Here is a 21,277-nt window from a genome sequence, read left to right as displayed (position 1 = left end):
CCCCTGGGCGCGACTTACTTCCGCCGCACTTCGCCTGTCGGGGAGATTTCGCGGAGGCAGTTGGCCATTTTGGGCCGGAGCGGATTTTTCGACGTGCATCTGAAGACGATTTGCATCATTGCCCTGGCCCTGTTGACGGCAGGCTGCGGCGGGCGGAAGACAGAGGAAATTCTGGGCAGCGTTGTCGTGCCGACGACGGCGACGGAGATCGCCGGCAACCACTCGATCTTCATCGCCACCACGCGCAAGCGTTCCGACGACCCGAACCAGGTCTTCGACGGCGAACGCTCGGCGACGCTCAACTACGCCCGCGTCAACGTCACCGTTCCGCCGGTTCACCAGACTGGGCAGATCGAGCGGCGCTCGCGCGGCAAGTCGAACGACCCGACCAAATATTTCATGGCTTCCGAGGTCGTCGGCTACGACACGCAGCCGAAATTCGCCAGCGCCCTCAATACCGACATCGACGCCCGCGGCGGTCGCGTCATGGTCTTCGTCCACGGCTACAACACCGGCTTCGACGACGCCGTCTACCGGTTGACCCAGATAGTCCACGATTCCGGCTACCCCGGCACCCCGGTGCTGTTTTCCTGGGCCTCCGGCGCCAAGACCACCGACTATGTCTATGACAAGGAAAGCGCCAGCGCCGCCCGTGACCAGTTGGAGGTGACGCTGAGAATGCTCGCGCAGACAAGCGCGCGGCGCATCGATATCGTCGCGCATTCGATGGGAACCTGGGTGACGATGGAGACGCTGCGGCAGCTCGCCATCACCGGCGACCGCGATCTGAGCGGCAAGCTGGGCGACGTGGTGCTGGCCTCGCCCGACATCGATGTCGACGTCTTCAAGAGCCAGATGCGCCGCTACGGCAAGCCGGACAAGCCCTTCATCCTGCTGCTGTCGGACGACGACCGCGCGCTGAGACTGTCTGGCCTGATTGCAGGTGCCCGGCCGCGCGTCGGCGACTACAAGGACGCCGCCGACCTTGCTTCCTACGGCGTAACGGTTGTCGACCTCTCAACCATCAAGGGCAACGACAGTTTCAACCACACCAAGTTCGCCGATAATCCGGTGCTGGTGAAAATGATCGGCCAGCGGCTGCGCGAGGACGACGGCTTTGCCAGCGACCGCGAGGTGACCGACCGCATCAGCCAGGCTGCCGGCCAGTAGCTCACCTTTTCGGCGCGTGGCCAGAGCGCACCGCTGCGCTCGCACCGAACTGGGATTGTTCCGGCTTTATCGGAACAGCCGGAGACGCTATAAGAATGCGGTGCCCTTGGGGGATCCTGGGTGGTCGTGCGTTCGAAGATCGTCGTGCTTGCGTTCGCGCTCGCCCTTGCCGGCTGCGCCGGCCGCAACACCCATGAGCTGTTGAACAAGACGAATGTCGCCGTTCCCGCCTCTGCCATCGCCGCGACACATGAGATTTTCGTGGCGACGACCCGTGAGCCGGCGACGAAGGATCCGCGCCAAGTCTTCGACGGTGACCGCTCGCTGACCACCAGCTACGCCCGGGTCGACGTGACCGTGCCAAAGCTGCACCACCTCGGTGCGATCGAGCGCGCCAAGGGTTCCACCGACAGCGATCCTGCCAAGCAGTTCAGCGCCACCGAGGTGGTCCACTATGGCGACGCGCAGCAGTTCGCCAAGGCGGTCGGCGCCGACATTTCCGTTCGCGGCGACCGCGCTCTGGTCTTCGTGCACGGCTTCAACAACGGCTTTGACGACGGCGTCTACCGGCTGACGCAGATCGCGCATGATACCAATTATCCCGGCACGCCGATCCTGTTCTCATGGGCGTCGCGCGGCAAGGCGACCGGCTACATCTACGACAAGGATAGTTCCACCGCCGCACGCGACGACCTCGAGGCGACGCTGAGGATGCTTGCCAAAACACGGGTGAAGAGCATCGACATCATCGCGCATTCGATGGGAACCTGGCTGACGATGGAGGCGCTGCGCCAGCTCGCCATCACCGGCGACCGCGATCTTGGCGGCAAGATCGGCTATGTCGTCCTGGCGTCCCCTGATATCGACGTCGATGTCTTCAAGAAGCAGATGATCCGCTACGGCAAGCCAGACAAGCCGTTCGCCATCCTGCTCTCTGGTGACGACAAGGCGCTCAAGCTGTCCAGCTTGATCTCAGGCGACAAGCCGCGCGTCGGCGACTATGGCAATGCGGCCGACCTCGCCAGCTACGGCGTGGTCGTTGCGGATCTGACCAAGACCAAGAGCGGCGATCGCTTGAACCATGCCAAATTCGCCGACAATCCGGTCTTGGTTCAACTGCTCGGCGACCGGCTGCGCACCCCGGCGGCCCTGCGAGCGGCCGAACCCGAATCGGCCCGGTTGGACAATATCGGCCAGGGTATCGGCAAGGCCGTGGGATCGGTCGCCGAAGTGGTCATCACCACACCCTTCAAGGTGCTGACCATCGCCACCGACGGCGAGTGATCAGCCCAATAAGAGCGCGACAGGCCGTGATGCATGTCGCGCAAAAATGTGCAGCGGTTTTGCGAAAACGTTCATAAAACAAAGACTTAAAGCGCGCCTGGATCCGTCTCAGCGCGACGCACTTTGGACGAAAAGGTCGACCTTCTGGAACGTCGTCACGTCGACCAGGCCGACATCGGAAATTCTGAGTTCCGGAATGACGACCAGCGCCAGCAGCGAGTGCTGCATATAGGCATTGTTGAGCGAGCAGCCGACCTTGCGCATGGCTTGCGTCAACTGTTCGGCCTTGGCCGCGACGATCTCCGCGCGCTCGTTTGACATCAGCCCCGCGATCGGCATCTCGACCAGCGCCAGTTCCTTGCCTTTGGAGTAGAGCACGACGCCGCCGCCCACCTCGGCCAGTCGGTTAACAGCCAACGCCATGTCCTGCTTGTTGGTGCCGACGACGATGATGTGATGGGCGTCATGCGCCACGCTCGATGCCATCGCGCAGTCCTCGACATAGCCGAAGCCCGAGACGAAGGCGTTGGTGACGCCGCCCGTGCCCCGGTGGCGTTCAACGAGGGCGATCTGGCAGACGTCGTTGCGGCGGTCCATGGCGACCAGCCCGTCCTCGACCGGCAGGTCGGCCTCGAGCGCCCGCGTCGGCGCCTGGTTCTCGATCACGCCGATCACCCGGGCCCGCACCTCGTTGGCGCCCTGAGGTGCGGAGATGTCGAAATCCGCGGCGTTGAGTTTCTTGCCGAGCCTGACCGTGTTCTTCGCCGATTTCGGATAGTCGTAGGCGGGAATGTCGATCTCGAGCTTGCCGGCCTTGGCCAGCCTGATGCCGCGGCCATAGACCTCGTCTATTGCCATTTGAGCAAGATCCGAGACGATCAACAGGTCGGCCAGCCGCCCCGGCGCGATCGATCCGATTTCGCGCTCCAGCCTGAAATGCTGCGCTGTGTTGAGCGTCGCCATCTGGATCGCGGTCACGGGCTTCAGGCCTTGGCTGATGGCATGCCGCACCACCCTGTCCATATGGCCTTCGTGCACCAGCGTGCCCGAATGGCTGTCGTCCGTGCACAGGATGAAATTACGGGGGTCGATGCCGCCTTCGGTGACCGCCTTGATCTGCGCTGCAACGTCGTACCAGGCGGAACCCAGCCGAAGCATCGCCTTCATGCCCTGGCGCACCCTGGCGATCGCATCCTCCGCTCGCGTCCCTTCGTGGTCGTCCTCGGCGCCGCCGGCGACATAGCCGTGAAACGGCAGCCCAAGATCGCGCGAGGCATAGTGCCCGCCGACCGTCTTGCCTGCCCTGACAGTCTCGGCGATCTCGCCCGACATCACCGGGTTGTTCGCGGCGACGCCCGGAAAGTTCATCACTTCGCCGAGCCCGATTATATTTTCCCAGGTCATCGCCTCGGCAACATCGGCGACCGTCAGTTCGGCGCCGGCATGTTCCAGCCCTGGCGCCGACGGCACGCAGGAGGGCATCTGCACATGCACGTTGATCGGCATTGCGACGGCCTCGTCATGCATCAGGCGAACGCCCGGCAGGCCCAGCACATTGGCAATCTCATGCGGATCGATGAACATCGAGGTGGTGCCGTGGGGGATCACCGCGCGGCAGAATTCCGTCACCGTCACCATGCCGCTCTCGACATGCATATGCGCGTCGCAGAGCCCCGGCACCAGATAGCGACCGTCGGCATCGACCACCTTGGTCCCCCGCCCGATCGCATGGCCGGCATTGGGCCCGCAATAGGCGAACCTTCCGGCCGCAATCGCGAGATCCGTGCCAGCGATGATCTCGCCCGAGTGGACATTCACCCAACGTCCGTTGCGGATGACGAGATCGGCGGGCTTGCGCCCCATCGCTACGTCGACGAGATGCGTCGCCACCTCCGTCCAGGGCTTGGGCTTTGCGGCGTTTGCGGGTCTGGCATCTGTCATCGGCGTGTCCTCTGTTGCTGCCAATCTGGCAAAAGTCGGCACCCGGAGCCAGAGCCGTTTGCCCGACCGCGGCGGGCAAGCGCCAATGTTGACTATTCGAGTGAGAAAGCGATGCTGCGTATCCACTGAACTGTAAGAGGGAACCATGACCCGTTTCTGGAAAGCGTTCGCCGCCGTCATCCTGTTCATCACGTCAACCACGTTGGTGGCTGCCGAGGAACGCTGGCAGACCTTGCCGGAACCGGCCGGGATGCCCAAGCCGGAGCAAAGCGGCTATGCGCCGGTCAACGGCATTCAGATGTATTACGCTGTTTTCGGCACAGGTGAGCCGGTGCTGCTCATTCACGGGGGGCTTGGCCATGCCGACATCTGGGCCAGCCAGGTGGCAACACTCTCCAAGACCCACAAGGTGATCGTCGCCGACAGCCGCGGCCACGGCCGTTCTACCCGCACGGATGAGCCCTTTGGCTACGACCTTATGGCCTCCGACTATCTGGCGCTGCTGGACTACCTCAAGATCGACAAGACCGCCCTTGTCGGCTGGAGCGACGGCGGCATCATCGGCATCGACATAGAGCTCCATCATCCGGAGCGGCTGACGAGGCTGTTCGCACAGGCCGCCAATGTCACCACCGACGGCGTCGACCCCGGCGTGATGACCAACAAGACCTTTGCCGCCTACATCGAACGCTCCGGGCGGGACTACAAGAAGATGTCGAAGACGCCGGACCAGTATGACGCCTTCGTCGCGCAAATCAGCCACATGTGGGAATCGCAGCCGGCCTGGACCAAGGAACAGCTCGGCAAGATCACCACGCCGACAGCCATCGTCGCCGGCGACCATGACGAGGCGATCAAGCGCGAGCACACCGAATACATGGCTTCCGTCATTCCCGGCGCGAAGCTTATCATCCTGCCCAACGCCAGCCATTTCGCCATGCTTCAGGCGCCCGACAAATACAGCCAGGCGGTGGCGGACTTCATTGACGCCAAGTAGCGCAAATTCACACGGCTTCTAGCGGACGGAAAAATGGCACAGACGGTCCGCTTTGCAATCTTCGCCGCATCGGCCGGCTTGGCTGGCCTCGCCTTCTTTGTCCTGCATTCTTTCTGGACGTGGGCCGGGCCGGTCCTGATCGTCGTCGTCGGCTCCGTGCTTGCCGAACATGCTTTCAAAAAGCTGGCCTCCCACGACGACAAGCAGCGCGATCTGGAAGACCGCGTGCGCAATCCACCGATGTAGACCAGTGTTGCATGGAAGCAATTCCGTTTCGCTGAGAATGCGTCTAGGTTGTGGCGAGGAGTTTTTCGAAACCGCCATTTCGGAGCGCTCGATGCGTCGGCTGACATTTGCCAGTGCTGGCTTTCTCACCCTGATGTCCGGGTCGGCTTTGGCCGCGGATGTCGGCGCCGACCTGCCCATGACCGCGCCCGGCTTTGACTGGACCGGCTATTATGCCGGCATGCAGGCGGGCTATGGCTGGGGATCGGCTGACATTACCGGCACCGAGGGCGAGCCTTTTTCGGTCTCGACCAGCCCCAAGGGCGGTTTCGTCGGCGGTCATATCGCCGGACTCTGGCAGTTCGACCAGGCGGTACTGGGCGCGGAAGCCGACCTGAACTATGCCTCGATCAATGGCACGACCGAAGCAGAGCCTGGAAACACCTTCGGCACCGACATCACCTGGTTCGGGTCGATGAACGCCAAGGCTGGCTATGCGGCGGATCGCCTGCTGGTTTACGGCATCGGCGGCGTCGCCTTCGCCGGCATCGAGACCTCGCAGGCTGCGGGCACGGCCTTTGCACAGACCCGCACCAGCACCGGCTGGACGCTCGGCGCCGGCGTCGACTATGCATTCACCAACAATGTCGTCGTCGGCGCGCAGTACCGCTACTACGATTTCGGCACGGAGCACTTCGATGTCCCGGACGGCTTCACCGACCGCGACCAGGACGTCAAGCTTCAGACGCTCGGCGTGAACTTCAGCTACAAATTCTGATTGCCGCCGTCGTAACCCGCGAAACATTGACGTGGCCGGCGCCCGCAGGGGGCGGGGGGAATGGGTTGGACCTGATGGACGCCGGCCTCGGCGGATCAGGTCCGCCGCATGCACCATCTTAGACTTCTCCCATGGCGGCGAAATTCCGTGATCGCACCACTTTCCGGCCCGCCTTCGGACCCCAGGGAGACGACGGAGAACCTCGCAATAAGCCAGACTGTTGCATGTTCGGCTTGGTCGCGATCAGGCTGCCGACGCCGCCTTTCCGGTGGGCATGGCGGCGAGGCATTCTTCAAGCCGCTCCAGCCGCGCCTTCTGCCGCCGCAGTTCATGCGCGATCTCGTGCAGGTTCCATTTGGCTTTCGAGTTGGCGGCCTGGATCAGATCCAGCTCGAGCTGGACGATCTCGCTGCGCAACTGCAGCGCCTCGGCTTCCCGCAGTCCCTTGATCCAGCCCGCCCCACGCATGGTCTGACGCGTTCCCAGCCGTCTACGCCCTCGGATATGATGGCGCCAAGGTGCTAACGAGAGTGATCCGCACAATCTCGCATTTTAAATACCGCTAACATTGCGAGGCCTCTCAGGCAGGCGTTTGCGCCATGCATCTCGCCATGTCCCACAGTGCTCTAACCGATCTGCGGCTGAAATGACGCGGTCTGCTTTGAGCAGTTTCATGGCAGGGCCAAGCATCGAGCATGGCGGGACGACTGGTTCACAAGAATGATCATCGCCTGGCCCCCTCATCCATAAGGAGAGGAGTGGAGGAATTGCAACCGTTGAGGCCCATGCGGGTTGCTGCTAGGCTGTTCGGGCGGCAAGGAGAGGAAGGGGGAATGCACATGCTCAGTCGCAGCTCATTCTATCGCATGGCCGTCATTTGCGGCATGTTCGCGATCTCGGTGGTCGGCAACGGTCTGGACATCCCTGCAGCGCAAGCAAAGGCAGTCGTGATCCAGAAGACGACTATCTACATCACCACGCTGCCCAAGGGATGCGTGAAGACCACCTACAGCGGCGGAATCGTGGTCTGGAAATGCGGCACGAAATATTACCAGCCCTACAAGGGCCGCTTCGTCCTGGTTTACATCAAGTAGGCCGCTCGGTCCGCGAGGGATAGCGAAACCAGCCGGGCAAGATCTGTCACCGGCCGCGGTCCATCCGGGGTTCCCCGTTGGGCGTAGGACTTGCTTTGCCCGAAAGCACCGCAGACTCCTGGTGCGGACGACGGGAATCGAACCCGTACGATCGGAGATCGAGGGATTTTAAGTCCCTTGCGTCTACCACTTCCGCCACGTCCGCGCCCGTTGCTTTTCGAGGCTCCGGATCAAAACGTCAACCGCTCAAAGCCTGCCGCGTGGGCGAAAGTGCCGAACCTACCCGACGATCGAGCGCAATTTCCGATGCTAGATCGGGATGATGGTCTTGGCATCGATGATGATGCGGCCGTCGGCAGGCCGACCAGCGACGCAGGCTGGGACAGTACCGGCCGACAACACCACTCAGCGCGAGCGGCGCGCACAGGCCGGCCCGGGGCCCCGCATGTAGTAGAGCTCCGGCCGGTAGCGCGGTGCGACGAATTCGCGAAAGGCTGAGGCCAACCGAGTGATCAAGGACCACATGAAATGCCTCCTATGACCTTGTGACGGTCGGCGGACATGGCGGCAAAGACCGCGACGCCGACGCCGATACGGCCGCAGCTGATGCACCGCTTGAACAAAAGATTGAATGGGATTGGATTTCAGTCAGAAGTCGCCAGGCAGTCTCGGATGAGAAGAAGGCTATCCCGAGGGCCGTGGCCAAGAACAGTGCGGGAAGTCCAAACAGAACCTTGTGCGACAGCATTGTCCCAACCTCACACACGCCGGTGTTGATGTGGAACAGGGTCTACGCGCCCGGCGCGCCTGAAATTGCAACAGCAAGAACCGTGCCACGCTTGCATACGGACGAAGGAACTGCCCGACCATCAGCAGAAAGCCTGCGCTGCCGGGCAGCCAGCCTTGCCGCGTCGGCGAAAGTGCCGAATCTATCCGACGATCGCGTGCAATTTCAGATGCTGGATCAGGATGATCGTTTTGGCGTCGATGATACGGCCGTCGGCAATACCGGCCAGCGCATCGTCGAGCGACACTTCCAGAACCTCGATGTCCTCGCCCTCTTCCGGCGCGCCGCCGCCGTCGGAAATGCGGTCGGCGGGCGTGTAATGCGCTATGAAGAACCAGAGCCGCTCGGTCACGCTGCCGGGGCTCATATAGGGCGAGAACAGCCGTTCCACGTCCCTCAACCGATATCCGAGCTCCTCCTCCGCTTCCTTGCGGATGCAGGTTTCCGGGTCGTTTTCGTCGAGCAGACCTGCACAGGCCTCGATCAGCGGCTCACGATGGCCGGTGACATAGGCCGGATAGCGGAACTGCCGCACCAGAAGCACGGTCGACCGGTCCGGATCGTATGGCAGGATCACCGCGCCGTCGCCGCGATCGTATGTCTGCCGGACCTGTCGCTCCCAGGTTCCGTCACGGCGGCGATAGTCGAGCACCGTCTTTTTCAGAACCGCCCAGTCATCGGACAGGATTTCCTCGGAGCGGACGCGAACGCGATCTTCCATGACGATCTCCCTGCTGAGGCGGGCAGCGGTAGCCCGGAACTTGTCCCCGTGCAATCCAGTGAAGCTGCTGGTCCAGCAGGTGTTTGACTTCTCGTCTGGCCGCGGCCGCATCACTTGCCTAAATAGGCTTGTCCCTTCCGGAGCCCTTCCATGACCTCATCGCTTTTCCGGCCGATCACCCTTGGCGGCATCACCTTTCCGAACCGCATCGCCGTGGCGCCGATGTGCCAGTACTCGGCGCAGGACGGCTCGGCCAGCGATTGGCATCTCTACCACTGGATGAATCTGGCCATGGCGGGTGCCGGCATGGTCACGGTCGAGATGACCGATGTCGAACGGCGCGGACGCATCTCGCATGGCTGCCTTGGCCTCTATTGCGACGATAACGAAGCGGCTGCGCGGCGCGCGCTCGATGCCGCCAAGCGTGTCGCCGCGCCCAACACCAAATTCGGCGTCCAACTGGCTCATGCCGGCCGCAAGGCCTCCAACCGCAAACCTTGGGAAGGCGGAGGTCCCTTGCAGCCCGGCGAGGACCCCTGGCAGACAGTCTCGGCCTCGGCCGTTGCCTACGACACTGGCTGGAATGTACCGCGCGCGCTCGGGGAAGAAGAAATCCTGAGGCTCGTCGAGCACTTTGCCGACGCCGCCCGGCGGGCCGAACGCGCAGGCTTCGATTTCATCGAACTGCATGCCGCGCACGGATATTTGATCTTCCAGTTCCTCTCGCCACTCTCCAATCAGCGCACCGACCGCTGGGGTGGCCCGCTGGAAAACCGCATGCGCTTTCTCCTTGAGATCGCCAGGGCGGTAAGGAAAGCCGTTCCGAACCTGATGCTCGGCGCTCGTCTTTCGGTCAAGGAATGGGTCGATGGCGGTTTCGACGTCGAGGATGCCATCGAAGTCGCTAAGGCGCTGAAGGCGGAGGGCCTTGCCTATCTCTGCTGTTCCAGCGGCGGCAATTCGCCGCTGCAGAAGCTGCCGAGCGGGCCGGGCTACCAGGTGCATCTGGCCGAGGCCGTGCGCAAGGGTGCCAGCATTCCGACGCGCGCGGTGGGATTGATCGACGATCCGAAACAGGCCGAGGCGATCGTCGCCGATGGCCGCGCCGACATGGTGGCGCTGGCGCGCGCCTTCCTTGCCGATCCACGCTGGGGCTGGCGCGCGGCGGCGGCATTCGGCGAGGAAATCCACCCCGCGCCGCAGCTGGCGCGTTCGGTCACGACGATGCGGCACTGGATGAAGCCGGCCAGCTGAATCTGCGAACCGACGCAGGCTGAGACCTTTGGGCGCAGGGGTTTTGCCACGATTGCAACCAAATTGCCCGCTTTGCGTTGGCGGCCATGACAGACAACAAGCCGTTTGAAAAGCCGGTGGTGGTCGAGCTCGGCCATGTCGGCAAATATCGCCAGATCCGCAGCACCCGGGAAGCCGCCGAGTGCCTGATGACCGTGTGGCCACTCAATCGCGGCCAGCGGCATCGTGATGCGTTGGACACTTGCCTCAAGGCGCTGGAGGGATATCGTTCGACCGCGGACGCTCGCCGCGCCTTGATAGAGGCAGCCGAGGAATCGGAAGTATTGGTTCCCGAAGACAGGTTGCCGGACGCAAGACTGCATTGAGCAGGCAGGAGCTTCTGAAGCGGAGGATCCCATGGCGAAACTGACCTACAAGATCGTCGAGCACGATGGCGGCTGGGCCTACAAGGTCGGCTCGACCTTCTCGGAGACGTTCCCCACCCACCAGGACGCGCTGCGCGCTGCCGAAATCGCTTCGGCCGAGCAGCAGATCGCCGGCACCACTGACGGCATCCAGTACGAGGACGCCGACGGCAAATGGCACGACGAACTGGCCGACGGCCGCGACCGGCCCCAAACCGAAGTGTCGGACTAGCTCTTCGCCTCTCCCGCCCCCGCGGAGCGCGCCCGAGCCGTTCATTCCGGCCGCTCGGAGCGGGACGGTCACTTGCCGCAATACCCGTCGTTGACGTTCTGCCCGACATCGGCGCCAAGCCCGGGCGCACCTTACCCTGTCACAAGAGCGCAAATTGCTTGTCGCATTGCTGCCTCGCACAGGTCGCGCTATCTCAGGCGACCCTCGTCCGCCGGAGCTCGCCATGCCTGAAATCGTCACCGCCGCCATGCTCGTCATCGGCGACGAGATCCTGTCCGGCCGCACCAAGGACAAGAATATCGGTCACCTCGCCGACATCATGACCGCGATCGGTATCGACCTGAAGGAGGTGCGCATCGTTCCGGACGAGGAGGACGAGATCGTCGCCGCCGTGAACGCCGTTCGCTCCCGCTACGCTTACGTCTTCACCACCGGCGGGATCGGGCCCACCCACGACGATATCACCGCCGATTCCGTCGCCAAGGCGTTCGGCGTGCCCTGCGAATACGACGCCAAGGCCTACGCCATGCTGGAGGCAAGCTATGCCCAGCGCGGCATCGAGTTCACCGAGGCGCGCAAGCGCATGGCGCGCATGCCGCGCGGCGCTGACCACATCGACAATCCCGTCTCGACCGCGCCCGGCTTCCGCATCGGCAATGTCCATGTCATGGCCGGCGTGCCAGCGATCTTCCAGGCCATGCTCGACAATGTCGTGCCGACGCTGAGGGCCGGCACCAAGATGCTGTCGGCGACTGTGCACTGCCCGTTCGGCGAAGGCCTGGTCGGCGGACCGCTGGCCGACATCCAGAAGGCGCATCCGCACACAATCATCGGCTCCTACCCGAAATATGGCGACGGCAAGTTCTGGACCGAACTTGTCGTCCGCGCCCGCAGCGAAGACGCCCTCGAAGCCGCGCGGAAGGACGTCGAGGCCATGGTTGCGGGCTTCGCCACCGCTGGTTGACCGGCGGCGCTGCCCCCGCCGGAACCAAGCGCCGCACTGGCACGTTTCCTTGGCGCGCCGATGCGCCGGCAATTTGAGGGAACCATCATGCGCTTCAAGACAATCGTCGCCATTCTCCAGAACGAACAGGACGCCGAGCGTGTGCTCGACTGCGCCATTCCGCTGGCCGAGCGTTTCGAAAGCCATCTCGTCGGCATCCACGCCGAGGCGCTCCCGGTGCCTTACACTTCCGCCACCGGTTTCCCCGACACCGAATTCCTGCAGGTCTCGTCGGAGATGAACAAGGAGCGCGCCGGCAAACTTAAGGCTGTGTTTCTGGGGCGCGTCGAGGAATCCGGCCTGTCCTTCGAATGGCGCAGCCTTGAGAGCTTTTCCGGCGACAGTGCGCTGACCGGCATTTCGAGCGTTCGCGCGGCGGACCTGATCATTGCCGCGCAGCGCGATACCGGCGGCGATCCCGGCGCCGATGTCGACACGCTGGTCTACGATGCCGGCCGCCCGGTGCTCGTCGTGCCGCATGCAGGCCCGAACATCACCACCTTCAGGCGCGTGCTGCTTGCCTGGAACGGCAGCAAGGAGGCGGCCCGCGCCGCCTTCGATGCCCTGCCCTTCATTGTCGAGGCGGACAAGACCGACATTCTGGTCATCGATCCGCCGGAGACGCTCGACGAAACGCCGGAGGCTGCCGGCGCCGAAATCGCCGCGGCACTTTCCCGCCATGGCGCCAATGTCAGCGTCTGCGTGCAGAAATCGGCCGGCCATTCCGTCGACGACATGATCCAGGCCAGGATCGCCGAATCCGGCGCCGATCTGCTGGTGCTTGGCGCCTACAGCCACTCATGGCTGCGCCAGCTATTGTTCGGCGGAGTCACGCGGACGGTTCTGCGTACGGCGGACGTGGCGGCATTCCTTTCCAGATAAGTCCAGCCTTCGCCAGCCCGACCTTGCCAAGCCAGGTTCTTTCCGGCTAATTCCGCCTGCATTCCATCGTGTTTGCGCGCTCGGCGCGCGCCTTGCGGAGTGCGTCAATCATGTCCCTTCCCGAAAAAGCCTTCCCGGTCTCCTGGGATCAGTTCCATCGCGACGCCCGTGCGCTCGCCTGGCGGCTTTCAGGCACCAACAAGGGGCAATGGAAGGCGATCGTCTGCATCACGCGCGGCGGCCTCGTGCCCGCCGCCATCATCTCGCGCGAACTCGGCATCCGGGTCATCGAGACGGTCTGCGTCGCTTCCTACCACGACTACACCAGCCAGGGGCAGTTGCAGGTGCTGAAGGAAATCTCCCCGGCCCTGCTCGCTGACGACGGCGCCGGCGTGCTGATCATCGACGACCTGACCGACACCGGCAAGACCGCGGGCATCGTGCGCGCCATGATGCCGAAGGCGCATTTCGCCACTGTCTATGCCAAGCCGAAGGGTCGGCCGCTGGTCGACACATTCGTCACCGAAGTCAGCCAGGACACCTGGATCTACTTCCCTTGGGATATGGGCTTCACCTACCAGAAGCCGATCGCCGACGATCACGCCGGCTGATTCGTCAAAAAAGTTATTTTCTGTCCGGCCCTCCTCCAAGAGCATGCTTTGCTTCGCCACGCCCTAAGCGAAAAGGACGATATTTCGTGAAATCGTCCCACTTTGGTTGAGCTTAACCAATCGGAGTGAAGTTTTTTACTTTTGTTGTCCACGATACCTCGTAAGATTCGGAAGGTGATAACGATTCTGGAGGCTGGGGGCAGCTTCTTCAATGCTGACGAAGCCGACGATGCACAATCTCATGGCCGAAAGAGTCCGCAAGCTCTTCGGCACGGCGCCGTGCCGTCTCCAGGTCGCCGCCCTGCCTTGGCGCGAGGGCGAAGACGGCGTCGAGATCATGCTGATAACCAGCCGCGATACCGGACGCTGGGTCTTGCCTAAAGGCTGGCCTGAAGCCAGGGAGCCGCTTTGCGAGGCGGCTGCCCGCGAGGCGGGCGAAGAGGCCGGATTGCGCGGCACCATCTCGCATTTCGAGGCCGGCCGTTACTTCTACGGCAAAGTGCTTGCTTCCGGTGAGGAAGTGCCCTGCGAAGTGGTCGTGTTTCCGCTCAAGGTCGAGCGTATCGCCGATCGCTGGAAGGAAAGGCGGGCGCGGACCCGCAAATGGGTCGGCTCCGCGGACGCGGTTCGCATGGTCAACGAGCCCGATCTTTGCCACATCATCGCAAATTTCTGCGCCGATCCTCATCGGCTGGGCTGAGTCATCAAACAGCACTGCAATTTGCAGCCTGAACGCGTCGCACTGGAACGGATTCGGGCGTCGCGCTTTAAGTGTTTGTTTTGATGCATGTTGTTGGCCGGAAATGCTGCACGCGTGAGGATGACATGCATCAAAGCGCGTCGCGCTGAAGGGACGCGCATTGCGCCCGGCTTGATTGGGTGCTTTGTTGCGGCATCCGGGGGCGGAGATTTGTCTTTTGGCGTTTTGTTATGGCCAGCACCCGAAACCCGCCCGAACAGGGCTCCAGCGAGCATCGACGCCAGCATCGCCAGCGGGTGCTCAAGGGTGGGACGATCATCGCCGGCATCCAGAATTCCGAGGTGAGTTGCACCTTGCGCAACCAGAATGCCGGGGGCGCCGAGTTGAAGGTCGCGCCGGAATCGCGCGTTCCTGATCAGTTTCTGCTCTACGTTCCGGTCGATGGAGTAGCCTACCGGGCACAAGTGCGCTGGCGCCGCAATGACCGCGTCGGTGTCCAGTTCACCGGCACCGAGCCTAAACCCAGGCTGCACTACGGCTGACGGCTCAGGCGGCACCCGGCAGAAGCCCGATGCCGCTGCTTCTTCAGGCGACGAGCCCCTTGGTGAGCTCGAGCGCCTGGCGTTCGAACAAGCGACGGTAGACGCCACCGCTCAGGCGGATCAATTCGTCATGCGCACCTTCCTCGATGATGCGGCCGCGGTCGAACACCATGAGCCGGTCGAGCGCCCGTACGGTCGAGAGCCGGTGCGCGATGACGAGCGTCGTGCGCCCGACCATCAGCCGCTCCATCGCCTTCTGGATCAGCACCTCCGATTCCGAATCGAGGCTCGATGTCGCTTCGTCGAGGATCAGGATGCGCGCATCGGCCAGGAAGGCGCGTGCGATCGCCACGCGTTGGCGCTCGCCGCCGGACAGCTTCACGCCGCGCTCGCCGACCAGGGTTCCGTAGCCCTTGGGCAGGTTGGCGATGAAATCGTGCGCGCTGGCGAGCTTCGCTGCCTGCTCGATCTCGGCCTGGGTGGCGCTCGGCCGGGCATAGGCGATGTTTTCGGCCAGCGACCGGTGGAACAGGATCGGCTCCTGCTGGACGATGGCGATCTGGCTGCGCAGCGAGGCTTGCGCCACCTGGGAAATGTCCTGGCCGTCGATCAGGATGCGGCCCGCATTCACGTCATAGAGACGCTGGATCAGCTTGACGAAGGTGGTCTTGCCCGATCCCGAATGCCCGACCAGGCCGATGCGCTCGCCCGCAGCGATCTCGACCGAGAAGTCGCGATAGAGCGGCAGCCGGTGATTGCCGTAGTGAAACGTCACCTTGTCGAAAGCGATGCGGCCGTCGCTGATCAGGATCGGCCCGGCTGCGGGGCGATCCTCGATCCCGAGCGGCTCGGACTGGAAGTCGACCAGTTCCTCCATGTCGTTGACCGAGCGCTGCAGGTTGCGGATATGCGTGCCGATATCGCGCAGATAGCCTTGCAGGACGAAGAACGAGGTCAGCACGAAAGCGACATCACCAGCGCTCGCCTCGCCCCATGACCAGAGCACCAGAGACAGGCCAATGACGGCTGCCCTGAGCAGCATCAGCATGACGCCCTGAGTGGTGCCGTTGATGGTACCGCGCACCCAGGTGCGGCCGGTGCGCAGGCGCCATTTGCCGACAACGCGGGCAAGGCGTGCCTCCTCACGCATCTCGGCGCCGAAGCTCTTGACGACAGCGTTGCAGCTCACCGCGTCGGCCAGCGCGCCGCCGAGGCGCGTGTCCCATGCGTTGGCGAGCCGTGCCGCGGGCGCGACATAGCCGAGCGAGAGCGCGGCGGTGACGGCAATGAACAGCACGGAGCCGGTGGCGACCACCAGGCCCATCAGCGGCCAGAACCAGCCGAGCAGCAGTGTCGAGCCGACCAGCATCACCAGCGACGGCAGCAGCGCAATCAGGATTGTGTCGTTGAGCAGGTCGAGCGCCCACATGCCGCGCGTGACCTTGCGCACGGTGGACCCGGCAAAGGCGTTGGCGTGCCAGTCCGTCGAGAACCGCTGCACTCGGTGAAAGGCATCGGCGGCGATGTCCGACATCATCTTCAGCGTCAATTCGACGATGCCCATGAACGCGGCATTGCGCAGCATGACGCCGGCCAGCGCCAGTGCCACCAGGATCGAGAAGGCCGTCATTGCGGCTTGCCACGCCATCGCATCCGCGCCGGCGCTGCTGGCGACCGCATCGACCAGCCGGCCGGAATAGAGCGGCGTCAGCACGTCGGCCAGAGTCGAGAGCAGGAACGCGACCATGATCAGCGACAGCCGCCACGGCTGGCGCCGCCAGTGCGCGAGCGTGAAGCCGAGCACGCTGCGGAAGGCGCTCGCGCGCAGATCGATCTTGAAACGAGCCATGATGTCATCCAGGCGCAAACGAGCCCGGTCCTATAAATGCGAAATTGGAAAACCCGCGTCGGCGCCGTGCAGCGCCTGGGTAGGCGGAGGTTCAGTATGGTCGGCCGCGCGCCCTAAGGACGGTGACCGGCAGCGGCAAAGGCCTTTGCTGGTGCGGCCTTCCGAACGAACTTCGGAATGCCGGAGCAGAGCTAGGCTTCGCGGCCTCGCACAACGATGTCAAATCCTGCCATACGGTCCTCCCGCAAGGGAAAGCGCGGAGAAGCTCTTATAAGGATGCGCCATCGAGCCGCCAAGACAGACCATGACTGAAAGCGGATCTGCTCCAAGCACTGAGGCGATTTTGCAACAGTAGTGGGTACGCGGCTAACCGCGATCGCGAAATCGGTTGGTGATCGGGTAGCGGCGGTCGCGGCCGAAATTCTTCCTGGTGATCTTCACACCGGGTGCTGCCTGCCGGCGCTTGTACTCGGCGATGTAGAGCAGGTGCTCGACCCGCGTCACGGTCGCCCGGTCATGGCCGCGCGCGACGATCTCCTCGACGCCCATCTCGTGTTCCACCAGGCATTCGAGAATATCGTCCAGCACCGGATAGGGCGGCAGCGAATCCTGGTCGGTCTGGTTTTCGCGGAGCTCGGCCGACGGCGCCTTGTCGATGATGTTCTTCGGGATCACCTCGCCCGAGGGGCCGAGCGCGCCCGGCGGCACATGCGAATTGCGCCAGCGCGACAGCCCGTAGACCTGCATCTTGTAGAGGTCCTTGATCGGATTGAAGCCGCCATTCATGTCGCCATAGAGCGTGGCGTAGCCGACCGACATCTCGCTCTTGTTGCCGGTGGTGACGACCATGGAGCCGAACTTGTTCGAGATCGCCATCAGGATCGTGCCGCGTGCGCGGCTCTGCAGGTTTTCCTCGGTGATGCCTTCCTGCGTGCCCTCGAAGAGCTGCGTCAGCGCATGTCGGAAGCCTTCGACAGGCTCCGAGATCGGCACGATGTCGTAGCGGCAGCCCAGCGCCCTGGCGCAGTCCTCGGCATCCTTGAGCGAATCCTTCGAGGTATAGCGGTAGGGCATCATGACGGTGCGCAGCCGCTCCTCGCCGAGCGCGTCGACTGTCAATGCAGCACAGATGGCCGAATCGATGCCGCCCGAGAGGCCAAGCACAACGTTCTTGAAGCCGTTCTTGTTGACGTAATCGCGCAGGCCCAGCATGCAGGCCCGGTAGTCGGCCTCCTCGCGCTCCGGGATCTTCGACATCGGGCCTTGCGAACAGACCCAGGTGCCGTCCTTTCGCTTCCAGGTGGAGACGTCGACGGTCTCCTCGAATTGGCTCATCTGGAAGGCAAGCGTCTTGTCGGCGCCGATGGCGAAGGAGGCGCCGTCGAAGATGAGCTCGTCCTGGCCGCCGAGCTGATTGGCGTAGATCATCGGCAATCCGCATTCGATGACCTGCCGGATCACCACCTGATGGCGGACGTCGATCTTGGCGCGATAATAGGGCGAGCCGTTCGGCACCAGCAGGATCTCGGCCCCGCTTTCGGCCAGCGTTTCGCAAACGGCGATATCGCCCCAGATGTCCTCGCAGATCGGAATGCCGATCCGCACGCCGCGGAAATTGACCGGACCTTGCAGTTCCGGCCCGGCCTGGAAGACACGCTTCTCGTCGAACTCGCCATAATTCGGCAGGTCGAGCTTGTAGCGCTCGGCGATGACCTTGCCGCCATCGGCGAAGATGATCGAATTGTGTGTGCCGCTCTTGCGCTTCAGCGGCGTGCCTATGATCACGCCAGGCCCGCCGTCGGCCGTCTCCTTGGCGAAATCCTCCGCCGCCTTTTCACAGGTCCTCAGGAAGGCCGGCTTCAGCACCAGGTCTTCCGGCGGGTAACCGGCAAGGAACAGCTCCGTATAGAGGACGAGATCGGCGCCCTGTCGCGCTGCATCGGCCCTTGCCTCCCTCGCCTTGGCAAGGTTGCCGGCGACGTCTCCGACGGTTGGATTGAGCTGGGCGACGGCGATGCGCAGGATCTCGGGAGCGGACTGGGTCATGCTGCGGATTTAGCGTGGCGGCAATCGTCCGGCAATGGCCATTGCTTGTGCCACCCAGGATCGATCGACCCTTGTCGATCGTATCCGATCGATCGAAAGATCGTATCCTGCCCAATCTCCTGCCTAGGCCTGCTCGCCCATATATTCGCGCAACGCCTCCGGCGAGTGGTTTTCGCCAATAGACATGGCCAGGATGCGGGATATGTGCCGCCGTGGCAGCCCGGTTTCCCCCGACCAATGGTTGATCTGGCCTTGGATCTTGTCGAGATCGCGCTTTGAGCTGGGGCTTTCGGCGATGTCCAGGCCAGCGTCTCGCAAGGCCGCCGCCATGTCGGCCGTGACGATGAAGGTGTCCCACTCCAGCCAGCGCAGGAAATACTGGCCGGTGTTGCCGCCAAGCCGGCTGCCGTGCTTGCCGAGATAGGCTGTCAACCCGACCTGATCGTCGGCCGGCCACTCGGCGAGGAATTTGCCGAAGCCGCCATGCTCCTTCGAGACGCTGTCGACGAAGGCTGCGTTATCGCGCACGGATCTGATCTTCTGCGGATTGCGCACGATGCGCTTGTCGGCGGCGAGTTCGTGCCAGAAATCATCCGGCTGGAACAGAAGCCGCTTCGGCTCGAAGCCGAGGAATGCCTCCTCGAAGCCAGGCCATTTCTGCTCGATGACGCGCCAGACGAAGCCCGCGGCGAAGATGCGCTCGGCCATGGTGGAGAGAATGCGGTCATCAGGGATTTTCGCCACCGCCGCGTTATCGGGGATCGGTCCGAGCAGAGATGCCAGCGCATCCTCGCCGCCCTTGCGGCTTGCCGCCCGGGCCCGGATCGTCTCGAAATCAAGCATCTCAACCTCGCTGGTTTCGGGGCAAATCTATCCACTTCCCGTCCGGACCGGTAGCCTCTACCTCTATGAGCAATTCCAGGAAAAGTGTGCTGCGGTTTTCCGTCCGGAATTGCGTGAAAAAAAGAGCAATTCCAGGAAAATTGTGCTGCGGTTTTCCGTCCGGAATTGCGTGAAAAAAAGAGCAATTCCAGGAAAATTGTGCTGCGGTTTTCCATCCGGAATTGCGTGAAAAAAAGAGCAATTCCAGGAAAAGTGCACCGCGGTTTTCAGTCCGGAATTGCGTGAGAACGAATATGTGGTGCTGAAGACGGAGGCGAGGATGAACAAGACGATCGACGACCTGGCACACCGCTGGATGAAGCGCAAACCCGACGGCCTCTCGGCGCTCGAAAGCCGCGTGCTGCAAAGCGCGCTCGAACGCACCACCATCACCAAGGATACCAACAAGGCCGTCGCCTTTCACTCGACCTATGGCGATCGCGTCGCCGACACCATCGCCCGGATCGGCGGCTCATGGTCCTTCATCCTCGGCTTCATTGCCTTTCTCATCCTTTGGACTTTCGGCAATGTCTGGCTTTTGACGCGCAATGCCTTCGATCCCTACCCGTTCATCTTCCTCAATCTCGTCCTCTCAATGGTCGCCGCCCTGCAGGCGCCGGTGATCATGATGTCGCAGAACCGGCAGACCGAGCGCGACCGCATCGACGCCGCTCACGACTACGAGGTCAATCTGAAGGCCGAGATCGAGATCATGGCTCTGCACGAAAAGCTCGACGAACTGCGCCACAGCGAGATCATCGGGCTGCGCGACGAGATCCTGCGCATGGCCGATCAGATCAAACGGATAGACGAGAAGCTCTCGGCCTGGCCGGCAAGCCGATGACCGAAACCATCCATCGTCTCGTCGAGCAGTATGGGCTGGTCGCGGTCTTCCTGGGCTGTGTCGCCGAGGGCGAAAGCGCCGCCATCCTCGGCGGCTTCTTCGCGCATCAGCATGTGTTCGTGCTCTGGCAGGCATTCGTGGCAACGTTTCTGGGCGCCTTCGTGGGCGACACCTTCTTCTTCACGCTCGGCCGCAGCTTTGCTGATCACCCCTACGTCGTCAGACTGCGCAAGCGGCCCGGATTCCACCGCGCCTACCGTCTGCTCAACACGCACCCGAATATTTTCGTGCTGACCAACCGCTATGTCTACGGAATGCGGCTCGTCGGCGGGATCGCCGCCGGCCTTTCGAGCGTGTCGGTGCCACGCTTCGTCGTCCTCAACGCCATCTCATCCGCCGCCTGGGCGGCCCTGTTCGGGACCCTCGGCTATGTCTTCGGCTTGGGCGCCGAGCGCATGGTCGGCCAGGCGCTCGCTCGCCACGAGCGAGTCGTTGTCGCGCTCGCGGTTGGGGTAGGCATCGCTGTCCTCGCCTGGCTGGTCGCTCGCCATTTCGCCGGAAGGGAGCGCGCCAAGGACGCGCGGGAAGGCCAGACAAATCAGTGAGGTTGCTCTCGTAGGGGACTAGATCGGAACCCCGGTCAAACGTTCGATGAGGGCGATCCCCCAGACGCCGGCAACGATGACGATCGAGATCAGGACGGCCAGCGAGCCGCAGTCCTTGGCGAGTTGGATGTCGACGTTGAATTCGCGGCTGAAGGCGTCGCAGGCCGCCTCGATCCCGGTGTTGAGCACCTCCACGATGATCAGAAGCAGCACCGCGGCGATCAAAAGCGCGTAGCCGCGCCATGATACAGAGATGAACCAGCCGGCAGGCAGGGCAAGCGCCAGCAGCAGCAGTTCCTGCTGGAAGGCTGCTTCATGCCCAGCCAGCTTGCGGAAGGCCCGCACGGAATTGATGAAAGCGTCGATCAGCCGCTGCATGCTCAGCCCTTTTCCCATTAACCGGCAGGGGATATCCCAATGGCCGGA

At 63.0% G+C, this 21,277-nt stretch carries 23 protein-coding genes and 1 tRNA gene; 16 read left to right on the top strand and 8 right to left on the bottom strand.

Annotated features, from left to right (window positions below; translation table 11 throughout):
* Positions 1-93 precede the first annotated feature (93 nt).
* Both EN818_RS00615 and EN818_RS00610 read left to right on the top strand, forming a co-directional pair.
* Positions 94-1,170, top strand: coding sequence for an alpha/beta hydrolase (locus EN818_RS00615; protein ID WP_095806171.1), 1,077 nt, complete (start codon positions 94-96; stop codon positions 1,168-1,170).
* Between the two features lie 120 nt (positions 1,171-1,290).
* Positions 1,291-2,454: an alpha/beta hydrolase gene (locus EN818_RS00610; protein WP_095806082.1), complete on the top strand. Its 1,164-nt coding sequence runs from the start codon at positions 1,291-1,293 to the stop codon at positions 2,452-2,454.
* A gap of 108 nt (positions 2,455-2,562) precedes the next feature.
* On the opposite strand, the gene ade is transcribed toward EN818_RS00610, so the two are convergent.
* On the bottom strand, positions 2,563-4,395 hold the full coding sequence (gene ade / locus EN818_RS00605; RefSeq protein WP_095806083.1) for an adenine deaminase: 1,833 nt from the start codon (positions 4,393-4,395) through the stop codon (positions 2,563-2,565).
* A 145-nt stretch (positions 4,396-4,540) separates the two neighbouring features.
* Here ade and EN818_RS00600 point away from each other — a divergent pair, with 145 nt between their 5' ends.
* From EN818_RS00600 to EN818_RS00590, 3 genes are all read left to right on the top strand, one after another.
* Positions 4,541-5,392, top strand: a complete 852-nt coding sequence (locus tag EN818_RS00600; RefSeq protein WP_095806084.1) for an alpha/beta hydrolase — start codon at positions 4,541-4,543, stop codon at positions 5,390-5,392.
* A gap of 33 nt (positions 5,393-5,425) precedes the next feature.
* Positions 5,426-5,638 (top strand): hypothetical protein, encoded by a 213-nt coding sequence (locus EN818_RS00595; RefSeq protein ID WP_095806085.1) that lies wholly within the window; start codon positions 5,426-5,428, stop codon positions 5,636-5,638.
* 91 nt (positions 5,639-5,729) lie between these two features.
* Positions 5,730-6,395: an outer membrane protein gene (locus tag EN818_RS00590; protein ID WP_095806172.1), complete on the top strand. Its 666-nt coding sequence runs from the start codon at positions 5,730-5,732 to the stop codon at positions 6,393-6,395.
* Between the two features lie 243 nt (positions 6,396-6,638).
* Here EN818_RS00590 and EN818_RS00585 read toward each other — a convergent pair whose 3' ends face one another.
* Positions 6,639-6,863, bottom strand: a complete 225-nt coding sequence (locus EN818_RS00585; RefSeq protein WP_095806086.1) for a hypothetical protein — start codon at positions 6,861-6,863, stop codon at positions 6,639-6,641.
* Between the two features lie 365 nt (positions 6,864-7,228).
* On the opposite strand from EN818_RS00585, the gene EN818_RS00580 reads away from it, so the two are divergent.
* Positions 7,229-7,489 (top strand): hypothetical protein, encoded by a 261-nt coding sequence (locus EN818_RS00580; RefSeq protein WP_245420343.1) that lies wholly within the window; start codon positions 7,229-7,231, stop codon positions 7,487-7,489.
* Positions 7,490-7,608: 119 nt separating this feature from the next.
* Here EN818_RS00580 and EN818_RS00575 read toward each other — a convergent pair.
* Positions 7,609-7,694: transfer RNA gene (locus EN818_RS00575), tRNA-Leu, on the bottom strand.
* A 724-nt stretch (positions 7,695-8,418) separates the two neighbouring features.
* Positions 8,419-8,997 (bottom strand): NUDIX domain-containing protein, encoded by a 579-nt coding sequence (locus EN818_RS00570; RefSeq protein ID WP_095806087.1) that lies wholly within the window; start codon positions 8,995-8,997, stop codon positions 8,419-8,421.
* A gap of 150 nt (positions 8,998-9,147) precedes the next feature.
* On the opposite strand from EN818_RS00570, the gene EN818_RS00565 reads away from it, so the two are divergent.
* From EN818_RS00565 to EN818_RS00530, 8 genes are all read left to right on the top strand, one after another.
* Complete coding sequence (locus EN818_RS00565) at positions 9,148-10,251, top strand: NADH:flavin oxidoreductase/NADH oxidase (RefSeq protein WP_095806088.1); 1,104 nt, start codon at positions 9,148-9,150, stop codon at positions 10,249-10,251.
* Between the two features lie 86 nt (positions 10,252-10,337).
* The gene (locus EN818_RS00560; protein WP_095806089.1) at positions 10,338-10,616 is read left to right on the top strand and encodes a DUF982 domain-containing protein; all 279 of its coding nucleotides are present in this window, start codon (positions 10,338-10,340) and stop codon (positions 10,614-10,616) included.
* A gap of 31 nt (positions 10,617-10,647) precedes the next feature.
* Complete coding sequence (locus EN818_RS00555; protein ID WP_095806090.1) at positions 10,648-10,887, top strand: DUF2188 domain-containing protein; 240 nt, start codon at positions 10,648-10,650, stop codon at positions 10,885-10,887.
* Positions 10,888-11,110: 223 nt separating this feature from the next.
* The gene (locus tag EN818_RS00550; protein ID WP_095806091.1) at positions 11,111-11,851 is read left to right on the top strand and encodes a competence/damage-inducible protein A; all 741 of its coding nucleotides are present in this window, start codon (positions 11,111-11,113) and stop codon (positions 11,849-11,851) included.
* An 87-nt stretch (positions 11,852-11,938) separates the two neighbouring features.
* Positions 11,939-12,772 (top strand): universal stress protein, encoded by an 834-nt coding sequence (locus EN818_RS00545; protein ID WP_095806174.1) that lies wholly within the window; start codon positions 11,939-11,941, stop codon positions 12,770-12,772.
* A gap of 110 nt (positions 12,773-12,882) precedes the next feature.
* A complete protein-coding gene (gpt, locus tag EN818_RS00540; RefSeq protein ID WP_095806092.1) occupies positions 12,883-13,383 on the top strand; it encodes a xanthine phosphoribosyltransferase in 501 nt (166 codons plus the stop codon).
* A gap of 211 nt (positions 13,384-13,594) precedes the next feature.
* Entirely contained in the window at positions 13,595-14,083 is a 489-nt protein-coding gene (locus EN818_RS00535) for an NUDIX hydrolase (RefSeq protein ID WP_135903895.1), read from the top strand.
* Positions 14,084-14,313: 230 nt separating this feature from the next.
* On the top strand, positions 14,314-14,625 hold the full coding sequence (locus EN818_RS00530) for a PilZ domain-containing protein (protein ID WP_095806094.1): 312 nt from the start codon (positions 14,314-14,316) through the stop codon (positions 14,623-14,625).
* A 43-nt stretch (positions 14,626-14,668) separates the two neighbouring features.
* Here EN818_RS00530 and EN818_RS00525 read toward each other — a convergent pair whose 3' ends face one another.
* From EN818_RS00525 to EN818_RS00515, 3 genes are all read right to left on the bottom strand, one after another.
* Positions 14,669-16,474: an ABC transporter ATP-binding protein gene (locus EN818_RS00525; protein ID WP_095806175.1), complete on the bottom strand. Its 1,806-nt coding sequence runs from the start codon at positions 16,472-16,474 to the stop codon at positions 14,669-14,671.
* A gap of 366 nt (positions 16,475-16,840) precedes the next feature.
* On the bottom strand, positions 16,841-18,520 hold the full coding sequence (locus tag EN818_RS00520; protein ID WP_095806095.1) for an NAD+ synthase: 1,680 nt from the start codon (positions 18,518-18,520) through the stop codon (positions 16,841-16,843).
* A gap of 123 nt (positions 18,521-18,643) precedes the next feature.
* Positions 18,644-19,363, bottom strand: a complete 720-nt coding sequence (locus tag EN818_RS00515; protein ID WP_095806096.1) for a DNA-3-methyladenine glycosylase I — start codon at positions 19,361-19,363, stop codon at positions 18,644-18,646.
* 319 nt (positions 19,364-19,682) lie between these two features.
* Here EN818_RS00515 and EN818_RS00510 point away from each other — a divergent pair, with 319 nt between their 5' ends.
* Positions 19,683-20,246, top strand: coding sequence for a DUF1003 domain-containing protein (locus EN818_RS00510; RefSeq protein WP_095806176.1), 564 nt, complete (start codon positions 19,683-19,685; stop codon positions 20,244-20,246).
* Positions 20,243-20,851, top strand: a complete 609-nt coding sequence (locus EN818_RS00505) for a DedA family protein (RefSeq protein ID WP_095806097.1) — start codon at positions 20,243-20,245, stop codon at positions 20,849-20,851. Before EN818_RS00510 ends, EN818_RS00505 begins: the two co-directional genes overlap by 4 nt.
* An 18-nt stretch (positions 20,852-20,869) precedes the next feature.
* Here EN818_RS00505 and EN818_RS00500 read toward each other — a convergent pair whose 3' ends face one another.
* Positions 20,870-21,229 carry a diacylglycerol kinase gene (locus EN818_RS00500; protein ID WP_095806177.1) on the bottom strand — a complete coding sequence of 120 codons (360 nt, stop codon included), beginning with the start codon at positions 21,227-21,229 and terminating at the stop codon, positions 20,870-20,872.
* Between the last annotated feature and the right edge of the window lie 48 nt (positions 21,230-21,277).

It is taken from the genome of Mesorhizobium sp. M3A.F.Ca.ET.175.01.1.1 (assembly GCF_004791945.1).
Classification (GTDB): Bacteria; Pseudomonadota; Alphaproteobacteria; order Rhizobiales; family Rhizobiaceae; genus Mesorhizobium.
The sequence above is the reverse complement of the archived record's forward strand: the minus strand, read 5'-3'. Positions and strand labels throughout refer to the sequence as shown.

Bases quoted from the DNA above. Each gene is read 5' to 3' on its own strand.
- EN818_RS00555 (WP_095806090.1), top strand. From the start codon at position 10,648: ATGGCGAAACTGACCTACAAGATCGTCGAGCACGATGGCGGCTGGGCC.
- EN818_RS00570 (WP_095806087.1), bottom strand. From the start codon at position 8,997: ATGGAAGATCGCGTTCGCGTCCGCTCCGAGGAAATCCTGTCCGATGAC.
- EN818_RS00530 (WP_095806094.1), top strand. From the start codon at position 14,314: ATGGCCAGCACCCGAAACCCGCCCGAACAGGGCTCCAGCGAGCATCGA.
- EN818_RS00535 (WP_135903895.1), top strand. From the start codon at position 13,595: ATGCTGACGAAGCCGACGATGCACAATCTCATGGCCGAAAGAGTCCGC.
- EN818_RS00580 (WP_245420343.1), top strand. From the start codon at position 7,229: ATGCACATGCTCAGTCGCAGCTCATTCTATCGCATGGCCGTCATTTGC.
- EN818_RS00520 (WP_095806095.1), bottom strand. From the start codon at position 18,520: ATGACCCAGTCCGCTCCCGAGATCCTGCGCATCGCCGTCGCCCAGCTC.
- EN818_RS00505 (WP_095806097.1), top strand. From the start codon at position 20,243: ATGACCGAAACCATCCATCGTCTCGTCGAGCAGTATGGGCTGGTCGCG.
- EN818_RS00590 (WP_095806172.1), top strand. From the start codon at position 5,730: ATGCGTCGGCTGACATTTGCCAGTGCTGGCTTTCTCACCCTGATGTCC.
- EN818_RS00560 (WP_095806089.1), top strand. From the start codon at position 10,338: ATGACAGACAACAAGCCGTTTGAAAAGCCGGTGGTGGTCGAGCTCGGC.
- gpt (WP_095806092.1), top strand. From the start codon at position 12,883: ATGTCCCTTCCCGAAAAAGCCTTCCCGGTCTCCTGGGATCAGTTCCAT.
- EN818_RS00600 (WP_095806084.1), top strand. From the start codon at position 4,541: ATGACCCGTTTCTGGAAAGCGTTCGCCGCCGTCATCCTGTTCATCACG.
- EN818_RS00545 (WP_095806174.1), top strand. From the start codon at position 11,939: ATGCGCTTCAAGACAATCGTCGCCATTCTCCAGAACGAACAGGACGCC.
- ade (WP_095806083.1), bottom strand. From the start codon at position 4,395: ATGACAGATGCCAGACCCGCAAACGCCGCAAAGCCCAAGCCCTGGACG.
- EN818_RS00525 (WP_095806175.1), bottom strand. From the start codon at position 16,474: ATGGCTCGTTTCAAGATCGATCTGCGCGCGAGCGCCTTCCGCAGCGTG.
- EN818_RS00595 (WP_095806085.1), top strand. From the start codon at position 5,426: ATGGCACAGACGGTCCGCTTTGCAATCTTCGCCGCATCGGCCGGCTTG.
- EN818_RS00515 (WP_095806096.1), bottom strand. From the start codon at position 19,363: ATGCTTGATTTCGAGACGATCCGGGCCCGGGCGGCAAGCCGCAAGGGC.
- EN818_RS00500 (WP_095806177.1), bottom strand. From the start codon at position 21,229: ATGCAGCGGCTGATCGACGCTTTCATCAATTCCGTGCGGGCCTTCCGC.
- EN818_RS00510 (WP_095806176.1), top strand. From the start codon at position 19,683: ATGAACAAGACGATCGACGACCTGGCACACCGCTGGATGAAGCGCAAA.
- EN818_RS00565 (WP_095806088.1), top strand. From the start codon at position 9,148: ATGACCTCATCGCTTTTCCGGCCGATCACCCTTGGCGGCATCACCTTT.
- EN818_RS00550 (WP_095806091.1), top strand. From the start codon at position 11,111: ATGCCTGAAATCGTCACCGCCGCCATGCTCGTCATCGGCGACGAGATC.
- EN818_RS00585 (WP_095806086.1), bottom strand. From the start codon at position 6,863: ATGCGTGGGGCGGGCTGGATCAAGGGACTGCGGGAAGCCGAGGCGCTG.